Source organism: Mesorhizobium sp. B2-7-1, assembly GCF_006440735.1.
Lineage (GTDB): Bacteria > Pseudomonadota > Alphaproteobacteria > Rhizobiales > Rhizobiaceae > Mesorhizobium.
On record NZ_VFUA01000013.1, the window covers coordinates 82,878 to 92,769 of the forward strand.

Genomic DNA, 9,892 nt, shown 5'->3' on the forward strand with positions numbered 1-9,892 from the left:
TGCTTGACCGGCTCCAGGCGCCCGTCCCTTAGCGGCTGAGGCCACGCGCCGCGCCGACCTCCGAAATCGCCTGCCGCATGATAGCGACGATGTCGTCGATCTGTTCGCGGCTGATGACGAGCGGCGGCGAGATGACACACAGGTCTCCCAGCGGCCGAACGATCAGGCCGAGATCGAAGCAGCGCTGGTCGATCTCCCGGGTAAAGGCCTTGTCCTCGTCCAACGGGTCGATCCGGTTGATGTCCAGCAGGCACTGGACACATCCCACCAGTCCGACGGAACGAACGTCGGCCACGCCCGGCAGGTCGGACAGGGAACGCAAGCGTTCGGCAAAATAGTCGGCCTGAGCGCGCGCATGCTCGACCACGCCATCACGCTCCATCAATGCGATGTTGGCCAGCGCCGCGGCGCAGGCCACCGGCTGGTTGGTGTAGGTATAGCCGTTGGTGAACCAGCCCCCCTTGGCGTTCTCGCCGGAAACCCGCGCCAGCACTTTGTCGGAGATCGCAAGCCCGCCCAGGGGCACGTAGCCCGAGGTAACTCCCTTGGCGAAAGTGATGATGTCTGGAACGACGCCGAACACCTTCTCGGACGCGAACCATTCGCCGCAGCGGCCGAAGCCGGTGACCACCTCGTCGGAGATGTAGAGTATGTCGTGCTTTTCGCAGATCGCCTTGAAGCGGGCGTGATAACCTTTCGGCGGAATAATGACCCCGCCGGAGGCCAAGATCGGCTCCGCCAGAAAGGCAGCAATCGTATCGGCGCCGAGCTCCGCGATCCGGTCCTCGAACTCCGACACCAGATCATCCAGGAATTCCTCCTGAGTCCGGTTGCCGGCGTGGCGCGGATTGGGGCTCGACAGGAACGAGATACGGTCCTGCTGGATGTCGAAGTTCGGCCAGTTGCCCGTGCGCCCGGTGCAGGCGGCGGTCAGCGCGGTCGAGCCGTGGTAGCCGTCATAGCGCACGATAATGCGCTTCTTCCTGGGCCGCCCCAGCACGTTGTTGTAGAACTCGGAGAACCGAAGCGCGCTGTCGACGGCCGTCGATCCTCCGGTGGTGAAGAATATGCGGTTGAGATCGCCCGGCGTGAGCGTCGCGATCTTCTCGGCCAGCCGCGCCGCGGGGCTCGTGGCCATATACCAGGGAGAGGCGTAAGGCAGCGTCATCGCCTGATGCGCGATGGCGTCCACGATCTCCTTGCGTCCATAGCCGACCTGCGCGCACCACATGCCGGCCGGGCCGTCGATCAGCCTGCGTCCGTCCTCCGCATAGACATAGATCCCTTCGGCATGCGTCAGAATCGGCTGGGAGGACTTTCCAAGTTTCGCCATTTCCTGCGCAGGCACGAGAATGTGCTCGCGCATCGCGCTTTCGATGTCGCCTCCGATAACATCCGCCATACGCGACCTCCCATTTCATTGACCAACCAACGCGTGCCCGACCGTCGTTGGCCAGCGACCGCGCACCCTCCTCCAAGTAGTGCGGCAAGCGAAGCCGCGTGTCAACAATTCTGATTGCTCAATCAATCAAAATTCTCGCAAAACGCTAATGGAGGAGGAATAAGGACGGGGCCAGCGGTTTTTGCACATCCCTGCTGTCGAGTCTTGTCCTCCCGCGGATTGCGGACCGTTTTCAGGACATGAAAGAGATGGAGCAGGAGGCCGCCGTTTAGGGGCCCACGCGATACTCCGTTGTGGTCGGTTCCGTTGCTTTCAGGAAACCGCGAAGCCGGTCTCAACGGCCGAGATGGGGCGCGAAGCAGACACGCCCTGTACACGCCGTTCTACGCCGCGGCCCTCGCGTCATTTGAAAGCACTTTACTTAATCCGGGATGTGGGCGCAGATCGGGTCTGCCAGATCGGAGATGGAGATCACCAGTCGAGCGGGAGTCGGATATGGACACGGAGGCGATTTATAGGGCAACGAAAATCACCGCCGAGACTACGCTATCGCACCGTTCGCCCCTCACTCCCACTCAATTGTTTTTGACTCAGCTATGTCATTGATCTAGCTGCGTTTTTTCTTGGCTACCGCGCCGAAAGCCGACCTGTGGTCCGTCGAAAACTTACGGTGTTGATTTTAAAGTGAAAATCGCCGCAAAAAAAATTTTGAGGTTTGATCGACAATCGGGACCAATCGACAAATTTTCTCTCTGGCGGCATTCGATGGCACCCTTGAGCAGTCTCGAAAAGTACCGTCACCGCTTTAGAAAGTAAACGGCGCTTGGATGGCATGATACGCGACCGTGGTTAGTACCCTCGAACCGGAGCTACGCGATCACGCCATGTCAGGTAGGAAAACATTAGCTATTCTGCATATTAGGCAGATTTAGGTCTGCCGAGGCCGGCGTCCTAACCACCCACTTACCCCAACGGGCGCCGGCCGCAGCCAATTTCGTCATCGGCCGCATTGCCAAAGAGCGACTGAAGTCGGACACTTGGCGGCATTGGTCCTACCGTCTTCCAGAAACGCGCCCGATAAGCTTAAAAGCACTGCTCGCCGATGGAACTGGCATGCCGGTAGAATTCCAATGCGATTTTACTTCGATACGTATGAGGGCGGCACTTTGGTAAGAGATGAGGAAGGCCTGGATGTGGTCGACCTTGCCGCCGCCAAACTGCAAGCCGCTAAAGCAGTGGTTGACGTCGCAAAGGACTTGGTCCCGAAGGTGCAGATTGGGACAGTAGCAATTCATGTCAGGGACACTGAGGGGCGTGTGGTCTGCACAGCCGAAGTCAACTTCGAAGCGCGCAGTCTTTTGGAGCTCGCACCGGGCGAGATAGTACCCGCCTACCTGCCCGTTGAAAGCCAGGATTGAGCCGCGGCATCGGGTAGGAAACGATCAGTTAACCTCGGGGGCGGCGTACGCTCACGCCGTACCCGATAGCATTGACCTCACAGCATAATTTTCAAAAAGTCTGGTTATAGGCCCCAACTTCTGGGCTGCGGCGCAACACTGCATCAACCGCTTCGAACATCTGTCGGCGCCGTTCCGACGATACTGGGCTCTCGACCACCACCACGAGCTCGGGTTTGTTGGACGAAGCCCGAACAAGTCCCCAGGTGCCGTCGTAGGCGACGACGCGGACGCCGTTTATCGTTATAAGATCAGCGATTTTCTGACCGGCGAATTTGACGCCATCGCATTGCATCGCCTGGAAATCGGCCACGACCCTGTCGACTACGGCGTACTTCACCTCATCGGCGCAGTGCGGCGACATCGTCGGCGTGCTGAAAGTTAGTGGCAGCTCGCGGTACAGGTCTGCCATCGATTTTCGCGGATTGCGGTCGAGCATCTCACAGACTGCAATAGCGGTCATCAGCCCATCATCATAGCCACGGCCTATCGGCCGATTAAAAAAGAAATGTCCCGACTTCTCAAAGCCTGCCACCGCGCCCAGTTCGGCGGCGCGGCGCTTGATGTAGGAATGGCCCGTCTTCCAGTAATCGGTGATGGCGCCGTTCGCCTTGAGTGCACTGTCCGTGCAGAAGAGCCCCGTCGACTTGACGTCAACAACGAAAGTGGAGCCCTTGTGCAGACTGGAGATATCCCGTGCAAGCATGACACCGACCTTGTCGGCGAAAATCTCGTTGCCCTCATTGTCGACGACACCGCAACGGTCGCCATCGCCATCGAAGCCCAATCCGACATCGGCGCCTGACCATGGCGACCGAAGGAATATCCAGCTCAAATTGAGCAAAATAGGCCATGGGTGACAGGGCCAAGCCGATATCCTTCACTCGCGCGCCAGCCGCCAATAGACCTGAAACCAACGCCAACTTGATCGACAGCGAGTAGGAACGAAAGTCGTGACCTGTCACAATCCCAGGCCCGACGCCCATTCGGCGGATCAGGGTGCCGAGCCCCATTCCAAGTGCCTGAACGCCGATCAGATTGAGTTCCGGTGCCTTCGTCGAAGTTGCACAGCCGAACCACCAACGCGCATCATATTCGCGACCGCCCGACGCCTTGATCAGCGCCGAGGTCTCGAATTCCAGGCTATTGGGCCGGGCTTCGCCGGCGATTTTCAGGACCATCGCGTAAGCTCCGAAAATTGGAACCACACTGCAGTTTATCAGACAGGATCCCCAAGGAAGCATCTGCCAGTTGGGTTGATACACGCACGAGAACGGGGTCCGGTAGTACTCACCATGCATAGGGGATAGTACGAGCGGATAGCACCGGTCGATTGCCGCCGCCCGCTTTAGGCGCAGGTTCAGCTGATAAGGTCATCGACATTTCGTGATCCATAAAACCGAGTTCTCCACAGCTTCCTTTGACGTCGACCTGCAGCCGCTAGCGCCAGGTAAAAAAAGGCCCTAATAGAAGCATTGCGAGGGATATGTCCCTTGGCATGCCCAGACCCGCTTCGGACCCGCCACGAATGCCAACTTTTTTCTTTGACATCAAAGGTAATGACTCCTCCTTTGTGGACACAGACGGCACCCAGTACGCCGGTCCCGGCGAAGCTCAAGCGGATGCTGTCAGGATGCTGCTCGCGCTGGCGCAGGACGAGGCTCGTGAGACCTGGCAAAACAAGCTTTCGGTGGTTGTTTCCGATGAAAACCGTCAACCTCTGATGGAAGCAAACATTGACTGCAGAGTGACCGTATTCTGACAAACCGATTGGCGGCAGCTCGGCATGCCCCAGTAGGCTTTGCTACCAGTTGGCATCATCGCCTGCGGAATGCATTTCCATTATAGATATTTCCAATAGTACTGCTTTCATCTCAGCCCGCTACGGCTATCGGCTAGTCTCATCGCCGTTATTTCCATGCTATTCCTGCGCGGCGCCGAAAATCATAAGTCAATATGGCGTCGGGCGCCGGCTTGCCAGTCCCCAACCACTGCCGTCCGGCCGGCGCCCACCTTTTCGGAAACTGGCGATATAGGCGGACCAAAGGGGAAGGCAGATTACTCAGTTTGCATGTTCGTTGCTGCGAAACTCGGCAGCTGGCGTCAACCCGTCCAGGCCTCTCATGAGTTCTAGATAGCGGTGGGCCGACGCTGCCCATCGAAACCGCGCCGCCTGTTCTCGACCACGTTGGACCAACTTGATCCTGAGCTGCTCATCATCAAGCAGTCGCATGAAGCAATTCAGCCAGTGGTCAGCGTTCTCTGGTGAGGCATATAAGACTGCGTCTCCTCCAACTTCCGGAAGACTAGCACGATCCGACATAACCACCGGACATCCAAGAGCCATGGCTTCGAGCGGGGGCAAACCGAAACCCTCGACCAAGGAAGGAAATGCGAGACAGAGGCAATCCTGCAGGAGCGCGCACAATTCCGCGTCGGACGTCCTACCCAACCAGGTGATGTTCTCGGCACCCTTGTAGTCTACCTGCCCAAACACCCGAGAACTCGACGCACCTAACACCGCCACGCGTAGGCCGACAGCGGCAAGTCGGGCCTGCAGGCCCAGAATCAAGCCTACGTTCTTGTGCGGAACGGTGCTGCCAAGGACGACGATTGTCCTCGGTCCTGAAATTTCCCTCGTCTGGTCTGAATGGATTGCCCCCCACCGAAGCGCGTGCTCATGTCCGTTCGCCACGACATCAGCGGTGGGACATATTTTATGGTGCCTCAATTCCTTCGCTGAATACCGAGACACCGTGGTGACCTTGCGGACGGTCCTGCCCAGAAGCGGGATCAAGGTGCGATAAAGCAACCGAAATTGCGCCGAATAGCTCTGTGGGCACACACGAGTGTTGACGTCATGGATGCACAATATCTGTTTTCGTGTAGCGAGAGGCCCAAGATTGCAGAGACTAAGTAGACCGCCACGAACATAGGCTGGCAGTATCGTCTGCTCCCAAGCGTGCCCCCCGATGCTTCCGACTCTCCTTGTGTTGATTGCTTTAAGAGACAATCCTTCATTGAAGTCCGGCGGCACCAATAGTTCGACCGACAGCCCGTTAGTCAGCGGCACTGCGTCCGCGATCAATATGTCGAGCGCGGAAACGATCTCCCGTCCATATCTTTGAACGCCAGTGATCGGCTGGGTAAGGAACCGGCCATTGATTGTCCAATGTCGTGCCATCGATAAGGATCCAAGCGAAAACCGGCTGGCTGCCACACCACCCCAGCCGCATTTTGGATATTCAACAAAGCGCGGTCATCCTGACCTTTGGGACGTCGACTGGAGGTTGGTGTCCGGGCGAGTCGGGTACGAGGTCATCCGAACGGCGAGGCAACGCAGCCGGGCTACCCCGAATGTCTGAAGTTCGCTCTGGCTGCCCGATGCTAAACTGCATCGGGAACATGCGCACCGTCTCGACCCTTGCGGGCGAGGCGAACGGACGAGCAAAGCGAAAGCTGGACAAGGTGGCACCGTCATGGAAAGGCACGTCGATAGAACATCTCCGTTTCTCGTCGACCGGTTGGCGAGCATCGCGGCAGACATCTTGCTGCTGCCCGCGTTTCTCCTCGGCATGACGACCTGGAGTTCGGCTGACGTCCTCTGGGGCGTGAACGGCCATCCCCTCAATGCATATCCTGGCATATCCATCGAGCAGCAGCTCGACTATGTTCGGGACCTCGGCATGACCTCCTATCGCGTCAACATCTCGAATGCCGACAGTGCCGACAAGCTGGCCGTGCTGGTTGAGGCGGCCAAGAAGCGCGGCATCCAGATACTGCCGGTCGTCACCCCTGATTTCGACCTCGATAACGACACGACCGGAGACCTGTACGGGCAAGCCTACCGCCTCGCAACGACGCTCGTCTCCCGCTTCAAGGACGACATACGCGTCTGGGAGCTTGGCAATGAGATGGAAAACTACGCCATCCTGCAGCCCTGCGAGATGAGAGACGACGGAACGCAATACAACTGCTCCTGGGGGCCAGCCGGCGGCCCGGATACGTCCGACTATTTCAGCCCCCGCTGGGCGAAGGTCAGCGCGGTGCTGCGCGGTCTCTCCGATGCCACGACAGCCGTCGACCCCACGATAAGAAAAGCTCTCGGAACGGCTGGCTGGGGTCACCGAGGAGCTTTCACGCGCATGCTTCAGGACGGTGTCCGATGGGACATATCGGTCTGGCATCTCTACGAAGGAGACCCAGGAGAGGCATTCAAATTCCTGGCTTCGTTCGGCAAACCGATCTGGCTCACGGAATTCAATTACAGCGGCGGCAGTCAGGCCGGCGAAAGGCAACAGGCTGAAGGCCTGGTGCAGACCATGGCGCTGCTGCGGAAATATCAATCGCTGTACGGCGTGCAGGCCGCCCACGTCTACGAACTCCTCGATGAGCCTTACTGGGCCCCGAGCTACGAGGCCTATATGGGCCTCGTGCGCCTCAAGCAGGGCGACGGCAGCGCATTCGTGCCCGACGGGCAGAAATTCGCCTACACGGCGATGAAGCAGGCGATTGCCGACCATCCCGCCGACACCGGGCCGTCGAGCGTCACCCCGGCCATCCCGCCGCCGAAAGAGCCGCCCACCGTTGCCGGTGCCGGCACCGTCCACCCATGTTCCATCGACGATTTCGACAGATCCGTCTTCGCCCCCGCCAACCAGGCCGCCTACGCCTACTGCCTGATCCTGCACCGCATGCCCTCTCCTGCCGAGCAGTGGGGCGTGATCGTGGCGATGAAAAAGGACCCGTCCATCCTGCCGGTACTCTCGCACATCGCGCGTTCGCCGGAATTCACGGCCGCCAATCTGGCGGATACACCCGGCAACCCCAAATATGTCGCAAACCTCTATCGCTTGCTCCTGAGGCGGGAGCCCGACAATGGCGGCCTGTCGACTTATGTCTCGAGACTGAAGAGCGGCGAATTGACGAGCGACCAGTTCGTCATGGAACTGCTCCACTCCTACGAGTTCCGCTCCACCAACGCAGTTCTGTTCAACAGCGATGGGGCGGCGGTTCAATGAGCCTGGTCCGCCGTCAGATCATCAGCGGCGCTTTCTGGGCAGCCGTCGAGACATGGGGCCGGCAGCTTGCCATGTTCTGCGTGTTCGTGGTTCTGGCCCGTCATCTCGGACCGGAGCCGTTCGGACTCGCGGCCCTTGCCATGGTGGTCCCGAATATCCTGGCAGCACCCGTGACGAGAGGCCTGCCCGACGCCATCATCCAGCGGCCGGAAATCGAGCCGATCCATCTGGACTCGGCCTTCTGCCTGAACATTGCGGTAGGCGCGGTGATCAGCGCATCGATCTGGCTCTCGGCCGGCATCATCGCGACCCTGTTCGAGCAGCCCTTGCTGGCCGAACTCGTGAGATGGACCAGCCTCATCGTTGTAATCCAGTCCTTCAACGTCGTGCCCGCGGCTATTCTCAAACGGCAGTTGGACTTTCGGCTCTTCGCGCTCCGCACGCTCACGGGCTCGATAGTCGGCGGTGCAACTGGCGTCGCCTTCGCAATCGCCGGCTTCGGCGTGTGGAGCCTTGTCTGGATGCAGCTTGCCAAGGCGACGGTCGAAACCACCGTCATACTCCTGGGAAGCACCTGGCGCCCGAGTTTCAGGTTTTCCTATGCCCGCATCCGGGAGCTGTTCGGCTTCGCCGGCCCGGTTATCGTCCAGGCGTTCTGGAACTTCGGCAATGATGAGATCCCCAAGGTTGTGCTCGGCGCGTTCCTTGGCCCCGCCGCCGTGGGCCTGTATGCTTTTGCGCGCCGGCCCGTCGATCTTCTGGTGGAGTTCCTGCTCTGGCCGCTTATGGCCGTGACCATGCCGGCCGTGTCCCGGATGCAGGCCGAGCCGGAGAAGATAAACAACTTCTTCAACGCCACCGTCCGCGTCGCCGGCATGATGGGCTTCCCGGCCTTTTTCGGCTTCGCGGCGATCGCGCCGGTGGCGGTTCCCTTGATTTTCGGTCAGCAATGGACGGCCGCCGTGACGGCCGTCCAGATTCTCATGGTACTGGGGGTCCAACGCACGATCGACAGCCTGTGCTCCTACACGATCCTGGCGCTCGGCCGTTCGGGGCTGCTGCTGAAGCTGAACATGGCCTACACCGTGATCGCCCTCGCGTTGATCGCGGGCGGGGTGCAGATCAACTTTGAGATGGGCCTGATCGGTCTCGTCGTCAGCAACGTCGTGCTTCTGCCTGTCTTCCTTTTCCAGGTTCGCAAGCTTGCCCGCATCGACGTCATACGTCCCGTCGTGATCTTCCCGCGACTTGCCCTCGCCGCGACGTTGATGTTTGCAATCGTCAGCATCTGGCTGCGCAACGCTCCAGCCGGCGCTCCGCCAGCGATCACAACTGCCGTCGGGATCGCGATCGGCGGCATAGTCTATGTCGCCGCCTCGTTCGTGCTGATGCGCCGCGACCTGCTCAATGCGCGCGATTTCATCCTGAGGCTGAGGACCCAATGAAGATACTGGTCCTCAGCCAGCCTTTCGACACGGTCACGCCGCCGATCCGGAACTCGATCGGCATATGGACGTATGAGGTCGCGCGGCGAATGGGGACCGATTGCGACATGACCGTGATCGCGCGGCGGTCGCGTGGGGAACCGGCCCAGCTGGAAATCGATGGCATAGGCTTCGAGTTGCTGAGATGTGCGCCGCTGCGGCTGTGGGGCTTGGCCGGTCGCCTTTGGAATCGTGTCCGGCCACAGTCGCCGCTGGTCGCCCAGGGCTTTTACAGCCTCGATTTTCTTGCGCAGGCCATGCGCATGATACGCCGGATTTCGCCCGACATCGTCCATATCCAGAACTTCCCGCAATACGCGCCCGCGGTTCGGCGCGCGGCACCCAACGCGACGATCGTCCTGCACATGCATTGCGACTGGCTATCGGAACTCGATCATCGCGCGATGAAACGCGCGCTGGCGGCGACCGATCTCGCGGTGGGTTGTTCCGAACATGTCGTGGCGGCTGCACGCCGGCGTTTCCCGGAGACGGATGCAGCCTTTGCCGTTCTGCCGAACGGCGTGCCGC

General features: G+C 59.8%; 7 protein-coding genes and 1 pseudogene. 5 read left to right on the plus strand and 3 right to left on the minus strand.

What is annotated here, in order from left to right; all coding sequences use genetic code 11:
• Window positions 1-28: 28 nt before the first annotated feature.
• On the minus strand, window positions 29-1,402 hold the full coding sequence (locus FJ471_RS08090; RefSeq protein ID WP_140802648.1) for an aminotransferase: 1,374 nt from the start codon (window positions 1,400-1,402) through the stop codon (window positions 29-31).
• Between the two features lie 1,130 nt (window positions 1,403-2,532).
• Between FJ471_RS08090 and FJ471_RS08095 the strand changes: the two genes are divergently transcribed.
• Complete coding sequence (locus FJ471_RS08095) at window positions 2,533-2,820, plus strand: hypothetical protein (protein WP_140802649.1); 288 nt, start codon at window positions 2,533-2,535, stop codon at window positions 2,818-2,820.
• Window positions 2,821-2,911: 91 nt separating this feature from the next.
• On the opposite strand, the pseudogene FJ471_RS08100 reads toward FJ471_RS08095, so the two are convergent.
• Window positions 2,912-4,040, minus strand: a pseudogene (locus tag FJ471_RS08100) (hypothetical protein).
• Between the two features lie 347 nt (window positions 4,041-4,387).
• On the opposite strand from FJ471_RS08100, the gene FJ471_RS08105 reads away from it, so the two are divergent.
• Entirely contained in the window at window positions 4,388-4,621 is a 234-nt protein-coding gene (locus tag FJ471_RS08105) for a hypothetical protein (protein WP_140802650.1), read from the plus strand.
• A 300-nt stretch (window positions 4,622-4,921) separates the two neighbouring features.
• Here the strand turns inward: FJ471_RS08105 and FJ471_RS08110 are convergent, their stop codons facing one another.
• Entirely contained in the window at window positions 4,922-6,043 is a 1,122-nt protein-coding gene (locus FJ471_RS08110; protein ID WP_140802651.1) for a glycosyltransferase family 1 protein, read from the minus strand.
• A 295-nt stretch (window positions 6,044-6,338) separates the two neighbouring features.
• Here FJ471_RS08110 and FJ471_RS08115 point away from each other — a divergent pair, with 295 nt between their 5' ends.
• From FJ471_RS08115 to FJ471_RS08125, 3 genes are all read left to right on the plus strand, one after another.
• Entirely contained in the window at window positions 6,339-7,880 is a 1,542-nt protein-coding gene (locus tag FJ471_RS08115) for a DUF4214 domain-containing protein (RefSeq protein WP_246684642.1), read from the plus strand.
• Complete coding sequence (locus tag FJ471_RS08120) at window positions 7,877-9,325, plus strand: lipopolysaccharide biosynthesis protein (RefSeq protein WP_140802652.1); 1,449 nt, start codon at window positions 7,877-7,879, stop codon at window positions 9,323-9,325. The genes FJ471_RS08115 and FJ471_RS08120 overlap by 4 nt, the downstream gene beginning before the upstream one ends.
• The coding region (locus FJ471_RS08125; protein WP_140802653.1) for a glycosyltransferase family 4 protein at window positions 9,322-9,892 on the plus strand (571 nt) is incomplete at its 3' end. The genes FJ471_RS08120 and FJ471_RS08125, both read left to right, overlap by 4 nt.

Excerpts from the sequence above, each read along its gene's own strand:
- FJ471_RS08110 (WP_140802651.1), bottom strand. The coding sequence starts at position 6,043 with ATGGCACGACATTGGACAATCAATGGCCGGTTCCTTACCCAGCCGATC.
- FJ471_RS08120 (WP_140802652.1), top strand. The coding sequence starts at position 7,877 with ATGAGCCTGGTCCGCCGTCAGATCATCAGCGGCGCTTTCTGGGCAGCC.
- FJ471_RS08115 (WP_246684642.1), top strand. The coding sequence starts at position 6,339 with ATGGAAAGGCACGTCGATAGAACATCTCCGTTTCTCGTCGACCGGTTG.
- FJ471_RS08095 (WP_140802649.1), top strand. The coding sequence starts at position 2,533 with ATGCGATTTTACTTCGATACGTATGAGGGCGGCACTTTGGTAAGAGAT.
- FJ471_RS08105 (WP_140802650.1), top strand. The coding sequence starts at position 4,388 with ATGCCAACTTTTTTCTTTGACATCAAAGGTAATGACTCCTCCTTTGTG.
- FJ471_RS08090 (WP_140802648.1), bottom strand. The coding sequence starts at position 1,402 with ATGGCGGATGTTATCGGAGGCGACATCGAAAGCGCGATGCGCGAGCAC.